Raw genomic sequence first — 16,045 nt, 5'->3', positions numbered from 1 at the left:
ACGTCGGCGGGACGTTAGGTGCCATCAAGGGCGCAGCAAATGCCTAGGAGGGAAAGGCGATGGCAAAGCATGGCATTCAGGATTTCACCGCTGCGGCGAAGGGGTTGTCCAAGAGTCCTTTGGGGATCATCGCGCTGTTTCTGGTGTTGGTTTATGCCGTGGCGAGCGTGGTGGTGACTTTCGCCAAGCCGGATTTTTTTCAGCATTACGCTCATCCGGTTGTCATTTTTATGGCGGTGTTCCCGCTGGTCGTGCTGTTCGTATTTGCCTATCTGGTTGCCCGACACCACACCAAGCTTTACGCGCCGTTTGAATATAAAAATCAGGAGGATTTTTTCCGGACCTTGCATGTGCCGTCTTCGATTTCCACCACCAGTTCGACCGGCATAGCCACTTCTGACCGGTCTGACAATCAGCCAACGCCAGAAATCCAGGAACCACTACGAGCCTCTTACGAAAAGCTCGTGAACGCCGGTCTTTGTGTCGTTCATCAGGCGGAAATCTTGCAGCCTCGTACTTCGCCCGGCTCTGGTCGTTATCGGGTTCGGGTATGGCTGGAAAGTTTCGCCGAGCAAAACATGTTGAAGGATGTGGCGAGCGTCACCTATCAAGTGTGGGAGGATTTTCCCACCAGCTCACTGAGCACATCCGATCGGGCTTCAAACTTCGACCTTTGGCTCAACATTTATGGTGAGTTTCCGGTGCTGGCCATGGTGAAAATGAAAGATGGCAATACGATTGAGCTGCAACGCTACCTGGATTTGCCGGGACGGCCGCCAGATTGAGACTGCAAAAACTGCTGTTAATGGAGCCGCTGATTCAGGCTCCATTTTTCTTGGGCAAGTTGCTAATTTATTGCGGATTCACAGCGCGTGTAGGCGAAAGGAATTGCCATCGTTTTTCCGTCTTTGCCAGGCCCGGCAATTTCCGCAGTGAGCGAATTACCATCGTGCCGGTATTCGATGAGACGAGGAAAATCATGCTCAGGATTTTCGAATCGAACCCAATCGGCTCCACTTGCTGTGCGCTTGAAGGCAACAGGCTTGCCGCCACCGGGCTGCGCAATGAAGTGAACGGCGTCAGCGCTGGCTGCAATACGCATGTATTCGAAACTGGCAATTTTTCCTGAACGTAACGTCCGGCTGATGCCGAGTGAGATACCGCCTTTTGGTGCAAGCCAGTATTCTTCGATTTGCTCGTCGCCACTGCCGCCACACCAATGTCCGGTCAGCCAATCTAGCGCTTCGGCTTGATTGGCCTGAAGCGAAGAGGCAGCCGCCAAGCCAGCCACCATCGCGGCTATTGTGAGTGCTTTGTAACGCATGTTGTCTCCTGCGGAATGTCGGATATCAAAAATAGTTTTGTACGCTTCAGCATTGCCTCAGTGACTTTTCGCCCGAGGTGGCTGAGCCTCAGGTTAAGATGGCCGCCATTACGCGTATTGAATAAAAGCGCCGTTTCAGGAATAACCGATGCACTATCAGGAATACGCGCCACCCGATGATTTGAGTCGGCATATCCGCTGTATCTGGTGGCTTCGAGAGAGCGACCCCGCTGGCCATCCGACCGCTATCTATCCTGACGGTTGCTGTGAGTTGGTCGTGCATCGCGGAATGCCGTTCTCCGCATTCTCCCGGCAGAATGGCTGGCACCCTCAGGGGCGCTTACTTTTTGTCGCGCAGCAACGAGAAGCCGTGCGGCTGAAGTCGGTTGGCGCAGTTGATTGCATTGGTGTGCGATTACAACCTGTGGCATCAGCTTGTATTGCAGGCGAGCGATTACCGGCTTTGCGAGACCAGGTATGCGACCTGGAAGCGTTATCCGCCGCCTGTGCTGAGGCACTGGTGAAAGCCAGTGAATCACTGCAGGCATCGGACGAACCGGAGCCGCTCTGGCGCATGCTTCGCCACTGGGTTTTGCCGCATGCCATCGATTCGCGTATCGAACTGGCGGTCAAGACTCTTGAAGCGGAACAGGGGCGCGCTCGTATTGAGGCGGTGGCCGAGCTGGTCGGCATGAGCTTGCGGGCATTTCAGGTGCGATTCCTGACGGAAGTGGGGCTCAGCGCCAAAGAGTTTGCGCGGGTGCTGCGTTTGCAGTCGGTGATTCGGTTGCTCGATAACGAAAACCTGCCATTGACCGAGGCGTCTCTGGCGTCCGGCTTTTCTGATCAAGCTCATGCAACGCGAGAGTTGCGCCGGATGATTGGGTTGACGCCAGCACGCTTGTTCGCGGCTTTACGAAATGACCGTGGCGGTGATGAAACCGTTCGACTGGCGGCTGCCTTCGTGCGGGGCAGAAGTTGACGGATGTTTCTCAAGAATTTTCTCATTTGGAACGCGAGGTCATGATAAGTCACCAACGATGTTCCTTCATCTTACTTTCTTGATGCGTTTTGGGCCGTGAGCCCGATGATTGCTGCTCATCACAACTCCATAAGCTAAGCATCACTGGCGAAACAGCCACTTTTCTGAGGAAATTACCGGTGAACAGGGTGCAAAGCCCGGTTTGCTCATGGCGGTATGGCTTGGCGCGAATAGATTCCAAAAAGTGATTTCACAAGGAGGCTTTATGTCTACAGGACGTATATCAATGCGCAGAGGTGTGCCTTTGGTGCTCAGCGCGGTGTTTTTTCCTACGTTGGTTATGGCGGTATCTTGCCCTCAGTTTCCCGATTGCTTTGCCGTGGCGGATTCCGTGGTGGCTGGTGATGCCGATGCGGACGGCGTGGTTACGCATGCCGACGCGCAAACCGCAAAGCAAGCCGTGTCGGCACCTTATGTGCTGACCTGCAGCCAAGCTGCGGTGCTGGATGTCAATTTGAATGGGGCGATCGATCATCAGGATGCAAACATTATTCTTGAAGTGGCCAATAGCGGTGGCGATCCTTCATTGCTGCCCAATTTCAAGCGGGCCTGGGGTGATATTAATCGCGATGGCATAGTGGATATTCAGGACGTCAGTGCGCTGATGAAGCTACTTGAGCAGGGCGGTAAACCCGGTGACTTTGGCGTGGTAGTAGACCTGAATGTGGACCGCGTATTTGATGCCCGAGATATCGTTGAGCTGCGTCAGTGTGTGCAAGGCCGGATTGACCGCATGGGTGTCATTGCCAAGTAAGGCACGCCGCTGCTCACGGGAAGCGAACTCCTCACGCTGCTTTGGTGGCGTGAGGACTGCGTATGTTCGGAGCTCCTTACAAACCGGTTTAAGGATAGAAGAATCGTTGAGTGTTCCATTTCCTGCCGCCCGATTTTTCTCCTTGAACTGGCGGTTAGCCTACCCGTTGAGAGCGCTGGTCTTCTACCTTTCAAGAACACTGGATTCCCGCTTTCGCGGGAATGACGGAATTATGTCGAAGTCGCGGTTTTGATCGCGTCATTTGAGATCGGCAATGGTTTAGTGGTGCCCCTTGCCTATTCAAAAGGATAGGCAATTATGCCCGATTCGCTGCGAGAAGTTTTTGACATCAGCATAACGGGAGTATTAGGCGCTACAGAAAAATCGAACCAATGACTCTGCTCAATGGTTAAGCGCTCAGTAGTTTGTTTCGTTGTTAGGTGATGCTCCATGATGGCGGTTGTACCATCTTGTCGCGCCTGTGCGTAGAAAATGCTGTCGCCTGACAAGGCCCAATCATAGTACGTGCCGGACGGATGAAAGTCCGCGATTAACTCAACTTCATCCCTGACTTCCGGTTTGCTGGTAACAGGCTTGAGCCACAATCCGCTGCGGTGATACTGGGAGTAGTAAATGGCGCTGGCGTCAGTGTTTTCTCTGGCGATAAATCCACCGGATTGCGTCAATCTGGTGAGTGATTTTGCATCAAGAGAGAGACGCCATATCTGCCAGTCTCCTTCGGCGTTTGATGCAAACAATACGCTCTGACCATCGTTCGACCAGGTTGGGTTTATCGCGTAATGATTGATGATTGGCAGGGTGTGCATGTCAGCCGTGCTGGCATCCAGCAGATGGATGTGGCCGTTTACCGAAAAGGCAATGGTTTTGTTATTTGGCGACCAATCGAGGTGGGTGATATTGACGACTCGATTGAATGCACTGAGCTGGCGTTCGTTGCCGTTGTGGCTGCGTAACCAAATCTGATTCAGGCCGCTGCGGTCCGAGACAAATGCAATATCGTTGAGGCGATTTTGTCGAGCAATTTTATCGGCTCGGCTGCTTTGAATCAGCGGTGAGAGGTGAACGGCTTGCTGGTCGTCGGCAGACAACTCGCCGCTCCAGATATCGGCGTGACGCATGGCGCCGGCGCTGACGGCGATAAACTTGCCATCGGGTGACAGGGCAGGGGAATGTAACTCGACGCCGCTGGCGGTCAACGTTTGTGCTTCTGCGGCGCTCTCGGGTAGGTGAACGAGTTGGCCGTTGTCACCGACAAAAATTAAACCGGAGCTTTGCGCATCCCAGCTCAGCCCGAAAAGCACATGCGTTACGTCAAACCTTTCTGTTTCAACGAGTGTATTTAGATCCAGTGTTAATATTTTTGTACTATCCCACTGATGGTTGCGCAAGAACGCCAGTTGCGTTCTGTCAGCGGAAATGCTGAGGCGGTAATCACCTCGGCCTGCTAACTTGGGGTTGGTCAAAAGCTCGCGTTTACCGGTAGCGAGTGAATAGCGATAGACCTTGTATTGGCCAACGTCGGTTTCTGTATCGGTGAAATAGACTTCGTTGTTGTCGCGGCCCCACTCGATATCGGCACTCAAACTGCTTGGATGACATGGGGCAATTATTTGAGTTTCCAGATTGCTCAAGCTGATGGTCATGAACTGACACTGGCCATCCCGCACATAATGAAAGGCAACCCGATCACCATCGGGCGACCAGGATGGTGCGCGTTCATCACCTTGCATCTGGGTAAGCGGCTTTACGGCACCTGTGCTTAGATCTTGCAGAAAAATATCCCAATGATTTTTATCTGCGCCCAGGTAAGCAAAGGCTAACCAGCGGCCGTCCGGTGAATAGGCAGGCTCTAACTCATTCCCTTTCAGTGAGGTCAAGGGAATGGATGCCTGAATCATTCGATAGCTGCGAACTTGTTTGTGATTGACAAGCAGCCATACCGCAATAAACAACGTGAGGACAGCGACCATCAGATAAGCGTAGGTAGAGCGGCTGGCATTTTTCGTGGGAGAAGGCGCTATCGAGGAAGGCGTTGCTAACGTAGGACTATGTTCATTGACCAGCGGAACCTTTTCAACGCTGGCAATCAGTCGGTAACCTTTTTTGCTGAGTGTTGCGATATAGGCAGGATTGTCTTTGTTATCTCCCAAAGCTTTGCGAATGATGGCGACGGCACGGCTCAATGCATTGTCGGTAACCACCGAGCCCCAAACGGATTCAACCAACTCATCTCGGCTCAATACCACACCAGGGTGCTCGCAAAAATAGACTAACAGGTCCATCACGCGGGGTTCCAGTGTGTGGGTTTCGCTGCCCTTGTTTACACACAGTAACTCTGGTTGAACAAGCCAATCGCCCAATTGGTAGTGTGCCGAGGGTGGTGTTGCGGCCATCTGATTTGCCTCATCCTTGCTGGTCAAACATTGCTGTGACTGGGCCAAAGCCGGGATACAACAGACAGATAGAGAACTCCATTCTCTAGTTTGTCTAACGGCGTGAGCTTAAATAAGCATCAATGTTGGCGGAAATGATAAGCACAGATCGGGAGTCTGCTTTTGCAGCGACTTGAGGCCAAGCTCACAAAGCATGGAGCGCGAAGAACGTGACGCGAGTCATGTTCAAACGTTTGATTCTGCCACGTATAAACACCCACTCACGCGCACCGGCTCACACACTCTGCTATCGCCAAGCCTACCGCAACTTGGCTTCCAGTCGCTGTGCGGCATGAACATACATCACTTTTTCATCATCTGTAAACAGTTGTTTTGGCATGAGTTTTTCGCTTGAAAGATGCCTTTTACAGGCGCTTGCGATCGACTCGAGTTCGCGCTCATCACTATTGCATCACTAGACCTTTTTTCGGACGAGAACTTCCTTATCAACAAATCAATCATGGCTCACGACTTGTTTAACGGGCATTTGCACAATCGCGCGGTCACCGGCTTACTGCCGCCGCAATCACTCGTTGGGTGATATTGAATGCCAGCAGGAAGTGTTAGTGCTGAGTTTTGGTTACCCATCGGTAACTTTGTTTTTTGCTTGGCGTGCATGAGCTCGATTGGTCCGGTGACAAGGAATGTCGTTTGACTCAATTCAGTGAAATGGAGAACACCTATGTTCAATTTCAGAAAAGCAAGCCTCTGGCTCGCGTTGCCGTTTGCTGTTGCCGCCTGGAGCGCGACCGTAGCCGCAAAAAGCGAGCCAGAAAGTACGATGGATAATGTGATTGGCGTGATACCCGGCGCCAAGGGTAGCGACGAGGCGTTACGCCAGATTGCGCAAGAATACGGTTTTGAGTTCCGCGCCTTGGTGAAAGATGGCTTGTACGGATTTCATGCCAAGCAGGGTATGGATCGCGCGAGCTTGGAATATATTGCTGAGGAACTGAAGCGAAAGTTTGCCGAGCGTGGCGTCATTCGCGAATCAGGCTTGATTGGTTACGACGTGGACAAAGAGAACCTGACGCTGTTGCCGCTCGAGTTCTTTGCCAAGTTTGATGAAACGCTGGATGACAACGACATCAAGCAGATCAATCAGGCGTTTGGTGCGCAGGTAATTCGCAAGTCAACGCGGGTACCAAACCTGTATCTGCTGGCTATTGAACCCGGCCAGCAGGGTGTCGCCGTGATCTCGGCCAAATACAGCGATTTGGCGGAAGTGGAGTTTGCCCACCCGAACTATTGGAAGCACCACACAACCTTTGAAACCCTGCCAGTCGACCCGTTTTTTGTCGATCAATGGCATCACCGCAACACCGGCCAGCACGCCGGCTTGGTCGATGCCGACGCCGATACCTCGTTCGCCTGGGATTTCGGTTTGGGCAGCAGCAATGTGGTCATTGCCGTAGCCGATGAAGGCTTCGATATGACACACGAGGATCTTGCCGCCAACTTATACATCAATCCTGGTGAAACCGCTGGCAATGGTATTGACGATGATGGTAACGGCTTAATCGACGATGTTAACGGTTGGGATTTTGTCAGCAATGACAATAACCCGGCAGCGATCGCTGCAGAGCGTCACGGCACCGCAGTCAGTGGTGTGGCATTGGCGCGCGGTAACAATGGATTAGGCGTTTCCGGTTCCTGCCCCAATTGCAGTTGGATGCCATTGCGCATCGCCAATCCATTTATCTCCGACGCGACCATGGTGCAAATGTTTGATTACGTTGCCGATATGGATGTCGACATCATGAACAATAGCTGGGGTCATACCAATCCTGCCTCCAGTGTATCGGCAGCGCTGACAGCTTCAATCAACAGCGCAGCCACCAGCGGCGTCAGCATTTTCTTTGCCGGTGGTAACGGCAACTCAGCTGGGTGGTGTGTGGCGTCGTTCCCTTCGTTAGCGGGAGTCATTGCTGTCAGCAGCTCAACCAACCTGGATAGAAAAGTCACCGAAGCGGCGGTTGGCAATTGCATTGCAATTTTGTCGCCCAGCCATCGTGGCTACAACGCGCCGTTCAATGGCACAACGCATGTAACGACTACCGATCGCAGTGGAGCTCCCGGATATAACTCCACCAATCCGGTCGCCGGTTGTCCTCAGCCAGAGCCGGGCAATACCAACTACACCCACTGCTTTGGTGGCACGTCTTCCGCGAGCCCACTGACGGCCGGTGTAGCGGGATTATTGAAGTCGTTAAGCAATTCACTGAGCCCAACGCAGGTACGTCGGCTGATTCAAGACACGGCCGACAAGATCCAACACAGCGCGGGCAATTATTCGGCGAACACAGCACGTAGCACCACTAACACCCATGCCTATGGTCGGTTAAATGCGTTCGAAGCGACACGCATCGTTGCGCCGGTGGCCGATGATGGCCTTGGTGGTGTAGATATTTTTGTTCGCGACAACACCCTGGACTGGGGCAATACCAGCGGCTATCTGGGCCAGCAAAATAGCAAAGTGGGCTATGAAAATCCGCGTATCAGTCTGCCGCATTGGGTGAGCCCGGATATCAAAGTCGATGCGCCTCCCTATCAGCCAGCACCGACTGCTGCGACGTTTGACGCATTCGTTGACGAAAAGCCAAGTCTTGCACCGGGTGATGTCAATCGTGCTTACGTGCGGGTGCGCAATCGTGGCCCCATAGCAGCGACCGATGTGCAAGTGAAGCTGATGTGGACGCAGTTTGGTACCGCGTTGCCAGCGCTGAATGCTGATTTCTGGGCCCAGTTCCCGAACAATTCCGCTCTGCCTGGAAATCCCTGGACAGCGATGAATTGTGCTGGCTCGCCAAACAGCTATTGCCAAGTGGCGTCAGTGCCTTATTCCGGAGCATCGGTTGCTGGAGCTGCTGGCGATGCCGCGGTGATTACCCAGTTCGACTTTTTGGCACCGGCTTATGATCCGGGACTTGCTAATCACTTCTGTCTACTGGCTGTCACCAACGCCAGCAACGATCCGGTTGCTGCGCAGTCACAAGCATTGTTCTTGGCCGATTCCATTACGCCCAATGACAACAACGTGACTCACCGTAACTATCACAACCTGGATACCTCTGTGCTGTTCTCTGAGTACTATCCGTTCTTTATTCGTAACCCCGGCGATCGTTTGATCAAAACCTTCTTGGCACTTGAGCTGGATCCGGTTTTGGAAAAACAGGTGCGAGTACACACGGAAGGATTCAAGTTCAATGAACAGATCGAGCTGAAAGCCGGCGAAGAGCGTTTGGTTGGTGTGAAAATCGAAGTCGTCGATAAAAATGCGAACGGCTTTGTCCACATTGCTCAGCAGCAGGGTGAAGGGCGAAAAGTCAAAACCCTTGGCGGTCTGAGTATCGAGGTTTACAACAGTAATAAGAAGTAACGCTTCACTCGTTGCACGCCGCTTAGCCGTGGCGTGCAACGATTTCTTTCGAAGAAACGATTTATTCTCGGGCGGCTGAGTGAACGGGATTTTTATCTGTTTCAGGCGCGCTTATCGTCAAAAATCGGGGCGGGCCCTAATCTTGCGTTTCGCCTGATAATGGTGTGGCAAGCATGGATGGCCGACACTTGAATTCATCAAACCAGGCCGTTAGTCGCGGCTGGCTTTCCCGGAAGCTGGGTAGCGCGCGAAACTCAAGCCAGTCCAAGCTCGTTGCCAGGGCGATATGACCAATATGCAGCGGAGAATCGGTGTCGAGTTCACGTTCCAGCCAATCGTAGCTGGCGGTCAGTTTGCTGATATAACCGTCGCGCAGTGGTGCGTAGCGAAGCGCTTCTGGCCGACGCACCGTTTCCCAACGAACCGCGATTCCGGCATCAGCCAGGCCTTGAGCGACAGCCTGTAAGCGCAACACATGCCAGCGCGCTTCGCCCTCTGCCGGAATCAGTTTGCGCATGTCATGCAGGGTATCGAGATAGGCGCAAATCACATCGGAATCGAAAATTGGCGGCAGGCCGGCGCGTAACAGTACCGGCACCTTACCGAGGGGGTTTTGTGCGAAGACTTTGGCATTGCACTGGGTAGGGCTGGTCTCGTGGTGGATGACTTCTATTCGTTCAGCGAGGTCAAGTTCATGGGCGCACACCAGCACTTTGCGGGCGTAGGGGGAATGGGTTTGGTAGAGCAGTTGCATCGGGGTCATGAATGAATCCTGATTGGCGTGTAAGACCGTTTGTGAAGAAATACTAAAAGCGGCGAATGAGGATTGGCGGCGTTCTGCGCGGTGGTTTTGATTTTTTTCCGCGTGGTAGCGCGCTAAGATGCGGCAGATGAAACTCGATAACTTTGATCGCCAACTGCTCAACCTTGTGCAGGCGGATTCCAGCCAAACCACTGAGCGACTCGCTGAGCAGGTCGCTTTGTCGCCATCGGCTATTCAGCGACGGTTGCGGCGTCTGCGTGAGCAGGGCGTGATTGTGCGCGAAACGGCGCTGGTGGAGCCGAAGGAAGTAGGGCGGCCAAGCTTTTTTGTGGTGTCGCTGCAGGTGGAGCGCGAGCGACCGGAGCTGCTGATGCAGTTGCGCAAATGGTTGGAGGCCGAACCACGCATTCAACAGGCGTTTTACGTCACCGGTGAAGCCGACTTCGTATTGGTCGTGACAGCGCCTGATACCGAAACTTACGACGCCTTGATGTCGCGTCTGGTCAGCGAGAATCCCAATGTCTCGCGCTTCACGACCAATGTTGCGCTGGGCATTGTCAAACGCGGCTTGACGATTCCGGTTCCGTTGGCATCGGAAAACTCAGACTGATCGAATCGGGCTTTCAGCGAAAACGCTATTTTTGCGCCGTTTTTCCGCGTAGATGTTCCTGATTTAGCCGTTAAGCCGCAGCTCGTGATGGCAAGCTTGATGGACATCCCATTACCGGTGTACGGCGCCAGTGAGTCTGCAAAAATGATTCCGGATATTCTCCAGTTGTGGCCAGACTACCAACCAACCCGCTTGCATGAGCTGCCTGAATTGGCACGGCGTTTCGACGTTGCTCGTGTTCTGGTGAAAGCGGAAAACGAACGACCATTGGGCAACTTCAAAGTGTTGGGTGGCATGGTTGCTGGTTTACGGGCATTGGCCAAAGCGATAGGGGTAAACACGGTATCGCAATTACTGGCGCAAACCCGCCATGGCAATCATTTGCCGCAGTTGATCTGCGCCAGCGATGGCAACCACGGTCTGGCAGTGGCCGCCGCTGCACAGCGAGTGGGTACGCGCGCAGTGATCTATTTACCGACAAGCGTCAGCATTGAGCGTGCCGCGCGCATCGAGCAAATGGATGGAGAGATCGTTTGGGTCAATGGCAGTTACGATGAGGCGGTGTCGGCGGCCGCCGCGGCGAGTCATATGGGCTTGCTGATAGCAGACACCTCGAGCGACCCCGATGACCCCGTGGTTAGCGATGTCATGGCTGGTTATCGCCTCATTACCGAGGAGCTGACGGTTCAACTTCGTGAAGAAAAGCAGAGTCGACCCAGTCATGTTTTTGTTCAGGCGGGTGTCGGTGGCTTGGCCGCCGCAATGGCCGAAGGATTGCAATCCAGTTTGCGCGCGCCAGCAAAAATTGTCGTGGTCGAGCCAAGTACCGCGGCCTGCGTTGCCTGTGCGCTACAAAGTGGCCGTCCGGTGCAGGTTGAGGGCAGTTTGCTCACGGCTGCCGAAATGCTGTCATGCGGTTTGGCATCGGCGCCGGCGCTGGCGGTTTTGCAGCGCTACCATGTCAAGTGTGTCTCTGTCGATGATGACGATTTGCACGACGCCGTGCGTACTTTGCATGAGGTCGGCGGCCCAAACACCACACCATCCGGCGCAGCTGGTCTTGCCGGCTTATTACGGGTAGCGCCGTCGCACAGCTTACGTGCTGAGTTGCAGCTTGATGCAAGCAGCGAGGTGTTGTTGGTGGTAACCGAGCGGCGATAAATTACCTGGTTAGCAAGCGCACTCGTAATGGCGAAGTGCGCTTGCGGTGCTGAATGGAAATGGTTTTCTCGTGAACAGTGGGAAATCATCTTGCGGGATGATGCGCATGCGACGAGATGCGGATTAATTATGACGAACGATCATGAGTGCCGCATTCGCTAGATAGCGTGCCGGGCCAATAGCCACGCTGAGATGGCTTCAGTGACAGTTTTTCTGCTGTTTTTTCAACGCTTATTCTGTCAGCGCCACATGGCTACGTGGTCTGACTCTACGCTGTGAAGCGAGCAGATGTTGGCAATGTTTTCTATATGGCTTTCGGCACGTCGATGCCGTGGCGTTTTTTCGGAACTCTACCGTTAAGCAATTTTCCCATTACGGTATGTCGCACCAACAACTGGTAGCTAAGAAAAGAGAGCGCCAGTGTCGCCATGAGTGCGATGGCGAATTTGGCGGTCCAGTGCATCGTTACATCCAATAGCCGGTATTGAATCGCGAACAGCAGCGGTAGGTGGATGAGGTAAACCCAGTACGAGGCGTCGGCGAGCCAGCGCATCAGTGCGTTGCTGCTATCCAGCCATTGCTTGGCAGTAATCAAGCACCAGAGCGTCAGCCAAAAACCGGCATAAGCTTCCAACAACGCGTACGCGAAGTGCTGCGAGGCGTTGCCTTGGCTGATAAAGCCGTTACTCAACCAAAACAGTGCCGCGTAGGCTGCGAGTCCGCCAATCAGCCATAGTGAGGACCGCGAGCGTAGGCGCTCAAGCAGCGCTGTCGAAAGGAACATTTGATAGCCCAAAGCGAAATAGGCGCCAAAAAAAAACAATGCCCAGAGCGACGGCAAGAAAAATTCTGGCGCAGACCAGGGTACGGTAACGCCAGCCAACGCCGGCGTGAGCAACAGCGGAAACGCAAGCGGTAAAATGGCAGGATGCAGCGTTGCGATTTTCTTGCTGAAGCGAGCAAGCTCGAAAGCGGAGACAACCCACACCAGCACGGTGAATAGCATGAGGTAAAACAAAAACCATAAATGCGCCCAACCTGGCGCGTAAGGCATGGCGCCATTTTCTGCAATGTAAGCACGAAGCCAGATCAGCACTGGCGATGGCTGTGCCGCATTGACGGCTGCCTCGGCGGTCAGCCAGTGCAAGCTCGTGATGATTAGTGGCAGACATATCAGCAGCGGCAGTAGTACTCGCGCGCATCGGTTCCGGAAAAATCCGGCCATGCCACGGTTATTCACGAGTAATGCCGCGAAAAATCCTGAGACGACGAAGAACAGCGGCATTCGAAACAAATGGAAAAACCAGGCGACGATATCGACGATTAGGGCATGCCCGGTATCGGCCGTTGGCCAGATGGGATGCATCAACGGACTGTAGGCGAGTGCGGCATGAAAGACGACGCCGGCCAGCATGGCCAGCGCACGCAAGTTGTCCATGTAATGAAGGCGATCTTCACGCTGCATTCAATGCTCCTTGACGCCACTACCGCCATTGAAGAATTGCCGACTGTCAAAGAAAGGAGGTCTTGCGCGCGTGCAGCCAACTGGTGGCGAGGATCGCGATAATGATCACCGCCAGTTCCGCCGAAAGCAAAGCAATAACTGGCGCGCTCCAGACGATGTCATCGCTTTTCAAGTATTGAGTGATGCCATCGAAGCCGCTGATCCAATACATGAACGGACCGATCAGTGTCATCAAGGCGAGCATCGTGAAGACATTCCAACCTTCAGAATCGACGGCGATGGCTACGCATAGCGATATGCAGAAAATCACCAGCATGAACATTGCGACCACCGCCACCCAGATGACGGCTCCATCGGGGCGTGGCGTGGTCAGAATCAGTGCGAGAAGGCCACCGACAACCAGCACAAATGGCACCAGATATATGATCAGGTTGGCGAGTAGTTTGCCCCAATAAACATCCATCGGAGTGACTGGCAGGCTCATGATGAATGGTACGGTTTGTTGTTTGCGTTCGGCCATGATTGATGACTGAATCGCGTAGGTGCCGACCACGAGTAACAGCACCAGCAGCAGCAGCGCACCAGCCGACGCCATCCACGGCGTACCCATGCCGACCAGACTCAGTGCGAGTAACATGGCGGCAACATAACCGGCGAGTTGTTTTTGATAAACCTGCCAGTCTTTGATAATCAACTTCCGGACCATGCCGGCATCGGATGCAAGCCAATTCATGGCGTGTTGTCTCCTCGAACAGTGGTGACGAAAATATCTTCGAGCGACATGGGTTCAACGGATTTCACCGTCAGCCCGAGTGATTGCAACACAGGCAGAGTGCCAGCGTCGAAGGCGCTGGTTTTCAGTTCGATTAAGGGCGCGCTGTTGCGTATCGACGCGACGCCGGGTAACTGGCGTATTTCCGCCGACAGTTGCCCCTGACAAAGAATTCGTCGCCAGCTGTCGAGGAATGATTCCTTGTCGCGTGAAGCGACGATGCCGCCACCGTGGATGAAGGTGATCGAGTCGGCAATTTGTTCGATGTCGGCAGTATTGTGCGAGGAGAACAAGACTGAGCGTTGCTCGTCGCGCAGCACATCAGCCAGCGCTTCAAGCACTTCTCCACGGGCGATCGGATCGAGTCCTGTGGTTGGCTCATCGAGTAGCAGCAAGCGTGGATGCCGGGTGAATACCAGGAGCAGAAGCGCTTTTACGCGCTGGCCGTGCGAGAATCCGCCGAGTTTTTGCTGCGACTTCAGATTGAAGCGCTTCAGCAGATCCTGCGCGTAATTTTCGTCCCAGCCGGGATAGATGCGCGCAATAAAGTCCATGTGCCAACGCAGCGACTGACCACGGTACAGGCGCATGTCGTCTGAGGCGTAACCCACATCACGTTTGACGGCAACTTGTGCTTGCGGCAGCCGCTGCCCAAGCACTTCGACCTCACCACCATCGGGGCGGATCAGTCCCATCAATAGCCTTAGCAATGTTGATTTGCCCGCACCATTGACACCAACCAAACCCATGACCTGGCCTGATGGTAAGTGGAGATCGATGCCGCGCAGTGCGAAGTCATCGTATTGCTTGCTGACACCTTTCAGCACGACCGCGGAGTTCATGTTGGTTTCCTTTGCTTTTGGTCTGTCGACGAAGATTCGATATTGGGACGGCTTGCCAAGGCTTGCTCGACCCGGTCCAGGATTTCCTGGCGGCTGAGCTGCAGCTTCTGGGCAGCTTCCAGCAATGCATTGAGACGGCTCTGGAATTCCTCGCTGGCAAGCGTCCTCGTTGCCTCAAGCGTATCGGCGACGAAGGAGCCTTTACCCTGACGCGTAACGATCACTCCCGCCCGCTCCAGTTCCAGATAGGCGCGCTTCACCGTGATCACGCTGGCCTGGCTGGTGCTCGCCAGTTCACGAATCGATGGCAGGGCATCTCCGGCTTGCCATTCGCCCGCCATCACCTTGGCAATAATTTGCTCAACGATCTGGGCGTACATTGGCTTGCTGGAGTGCGGGGAAAGCAGAAGTTCGGTGTTCATCGGGCCTGCCATTTGCTGTGTATAGTCAATATATACAGATATACCCGGTTGTCAAGTAGGGGGGCAATGAAGGGGTTTTGAGTTGGCTGACTCTGGAGGGGCGGCGACTATTCAGCACTACTGTGATGGAGTGGCGGCGTGGTCCAGTTGCAGGCGCAATGGGTGAAAACCTCGCCTGATTATTCTTGCGATGAGATTGCCTTATTTATTGCCGGCGGTACTGTTGTAAAAAAGTCCCTGACGAGTTTCAGACGTAGCTGGTGCAGTTGCAGTGACTTGTCCATAAACGGGTGGGCAAACTCGCCACGTATTTCCACGCGGGCACCGCGTGATTGCGCAAGGTTCATCAGTTTGCTCGATGCTTCTGGCGACACCACATTGTCTTGTTCGCCAGCGATAAGCAAAAAGCGCGAAGCATCGGTGGGCAAGTTGGCGGCTGGATCGTATTCCGCAGGGCAGCCTTCGTTGGAGATCAGACTTGGTGTCGAATCAATGACGACGCGGTCGTACGCAATGCCGGAACCGATAACGTTTAGCAAGACGATACCGCCGAAGGAAATGCCATACAGAAAATGCTTCCCTTGCGTCGTTGAGTGCAGGCGCGCAAACAACTCCCGGTAATCGCTGACCATGGCTTTCAGGCGCGATTTTCCTTCTGAATTGCCGTAGCCTCGGTAGTCAAAGATCCACACATCCAAGCCGGCATCCGCAAAAGTGCTGAGATCCGGCAGGAGTTGGTCCGCCAGCATGGCATTTCCTTGAGCAACCAAGACGGTGCCAATAAAACGTTCGTCAGCTTGTGTACTTTTTATCCGGTAGCCGCGCAGCAGGCGGCCGTCGGCTGTGCGGTGCTCAAGGGGCTGCACGTTCGAATAGTGAGCAGCCGCGTTATTCGCCGGACTTCCGGCTGCGCTTCGCCACATCCAGAACGTGAACGGTTCTTTCAATGAGCCGCACACGCTGCGCTCCAGCTGGTTGTTCGTGGCATATGCAGTGCTGATTATGGTGCTGGCGATTACCGGAATTAACAAATGGCGCATGGCGTGGTGCCCAGGTTG

At 53.9% G+C, this 16,045-nt stretch carries 14 protein-coding genes; 6 read left to right on the top strand and 8 right to left on the bottom strand.

The features are described 5' to 3' along the window. Nucleotides 1-59: 59 nt before the first annotated feature. Nucleotides 60-785 carry a pYEATS domain-containing protein gene (locus E2H98_RS01490; RefSeq protein ID WP_133589952.1) on the top strand — a complete coding sequence of 242 codons (726 nt, stop codon included), beginning with the start codon at nt 60-62 and terminating at the stop codon, nt 783-785. 62 nt (nt 786-847) lie between these two features. Here E2H98_RS01490 and E2H98_RS01485 read toward each other — a convergent pair whose 3' ends face one another. After that, entirely contained in the window at nt 848-1,324 is a 477-nt protein-coding gene (locus tag E2H98_RS01485; RefSeq protein ID WP_133589950.1) for a DUF6265 family protein, read from the bottom strand. A gap of 148 nt (nt 1,325-1,472) precedes the next feature. Between E2H98_RS01485 and E2H98_RS01480 the strand changes: the two genes are divergently transcribed. Next, nucleotides 1,473-2,306, top strand: coding sequence for a helix-turn-helix domain-containing protein (locus tag E2H98_RS01480; RefSeq protein ID WP_133589948.1), 834 nt, complete (start codon nt 1,473-1,475; stop codon nt 2,304-2,306). Between the two features lie 208 nt (nt 2,307-2,514). After that, entirely contained in the window at nt 2,515-3,120 is a 606-nt protein-coding gene (locus tag E2H98_RS01475) for a dockerin type I domain-containing protein (RefSeq protein WP_133589946.1), read from the top strand. Nucleotides 3,121-3,416: 296 nt separating this feature from the next. Here E2H98_RS01475 and E2H98_RS01470 read toward each other — a convergent pair whose 3' ends face one another. Continuing rightward, nucleotides 3,417-5,534, bottom strand: a complete 2,118-nt coding sequence (locus E2H98_RS01470; RefSeq protein ID WP_133589944.1) for a winged helix-turn-helix domain-containing protein — start codon at nt 5,532-5,534, stop codon at nt 3,417-3,419. A 721-nt stretch (nt 5,535-6,255) separates the two neighbouring features. Between E2H98_RS01470 and E2H98_RS01465 the strand changes: the two genes are divergently transcribed. Next, nucleotides 6,256-8,952: a S8 family serine peptidase gene (locus E2H98_RS01465; protein WP_133589942.1), complete on the top strand. Its 2,697-nt coding sequence runs from the start codon at nt 6,256-6,258 to the stop codon at nt 8,950-8,952. 136 nt (nt 8,953-9,088) lie between these two features. On the opposite strand, the gene E2H98_RS01460 is transcribed toward E2H98_RS01465, so the two are convergent. Continuing rightward, nucleotides 9,089-9,715, bottom strand: coding sequence for a glutathione S-transferase family protein (locus E2H98_RS01460; RefSeq protein ID WP_232475446.1), 627 nt, complete (start codon nt 9,713-9,715; stop codon nt 9,089-9,091). Nucleotides 9,716-9,842: 127 nt separating this feature from the next. On the opposite strand from E2H98_RS01460, the gene E2H98_RS01455 reads away from it, so the two are divergent. Beyond that, nucleotides 9,843-10,325, top strand: a complete 483-nt coding sequence (locus tag E2H98_RS01455; RefSeq protein ID WP_133589940.1) for an Lrp/AsnC family transcriptional regulator — start codon at nt 9,843-9,845, stop codon at nt 10,323-10,325. Between the two features lie 87 nt (nt 10,326-10,412). Further along, complete coding sequence (locus E2H98_RS01450) at nt 10,413-11,486, top strand: pyridoxal-phosphate dependent enzyme (RefSeq protein WP_133589938.1); 1,074 nt, start codon at nt 10,413-10,415, stop codon at nt 11,484-11,486. Nucleotides 11,487-11,790: 304 nt separating this feature from the next. Here the strand turns inward: E2H98_RS01450 and E2H98_RS01445 are convergent, their stop codons facing one another. The 5 genes from E2H98_RS01445 to E2H98_RS01425 form a co-directional block, all read right to left on the bottom strand. Continuing rightward, on the bottom strand, nt 11,791-12,951 hold the full coding sequence (locus E2H98_RS01445) for an acyltransferase family protein (RefSeq protein ID WP_133589936.1): 1,161 nt from the start codon (nt 12,949-12,951) through the stop codon (nt 11,791-11,793). A 46-nt stretch (nt 12,952-12,997) separates the two neighbouring features. Then, a complete protein-coding gene (locus E2H98_RS01440) occupies nt 12,998-13,684 on the bottom strand; it encodes an ABC-2 transporter permease (RefSeq protein ID WP_133589934.1) in 687 nt (228 codons plus the stop codon). Further along, entirely contained in the window at nt 13,681-14,565 is an 885-nt protein-coding gene (locus E2H98_RS01435) for an ABC transporter ATP-binding protein (protein WP_133589932.1), read from the bottom strand. Before E2H98_RS01435 ends, E2H98_RS01440 begins: the two co-directional genes overlap by 4 nt. Beyond that, nucleotides 14,562-14,987, bottom strand: a complete 426-nt coding sequence (locus tag E2H98_RS01430) for a GntR family transcriptional regulator (RefSeq protein WP_198325204.1) — start codon at nt 14,985-14,987, stop codon at nt 14,562-14,564. The genes E2H98_RS01435 and E2H98_RS01430 overlap by 4 nt, the downstream gene beginning before the upstream one ends. A 179-nt stretch (nt 14,988-15,166) precedes the next feature. Next, nucleotides 15,167-16,027 carry an alpha/beta hydrolase gene (locus tag E2H98_RS01425; protein WP_157591203.1) on the bottom strand — a complete coding sequence of 287 codons (861 nt, stop codon included), beginning with the start codon at nt 16,025-16,027 and terminating at the stop codon, nt 15,167-15,169. Nucleotides 16,028-16,045: the final 18 nt, after the last annotated feature.

Origin of the sequence: Permianibacter aggregans (genome assembly GCF_009756665.1) — a bacterium.
In the GTDB taxonomy this organism is placed as follows: Bacteria; Pseudomonadota; Gammaproteobacteria; order Enterobacterales; family Permianibacteraceae; genus Permianibacter; species Permianibacter aggregans.
The sequence above is the reverse complement of the archived record's forward strand: the minus strand, read 5'-3'. Positions and strand labels throughout refer to the sequence as shown.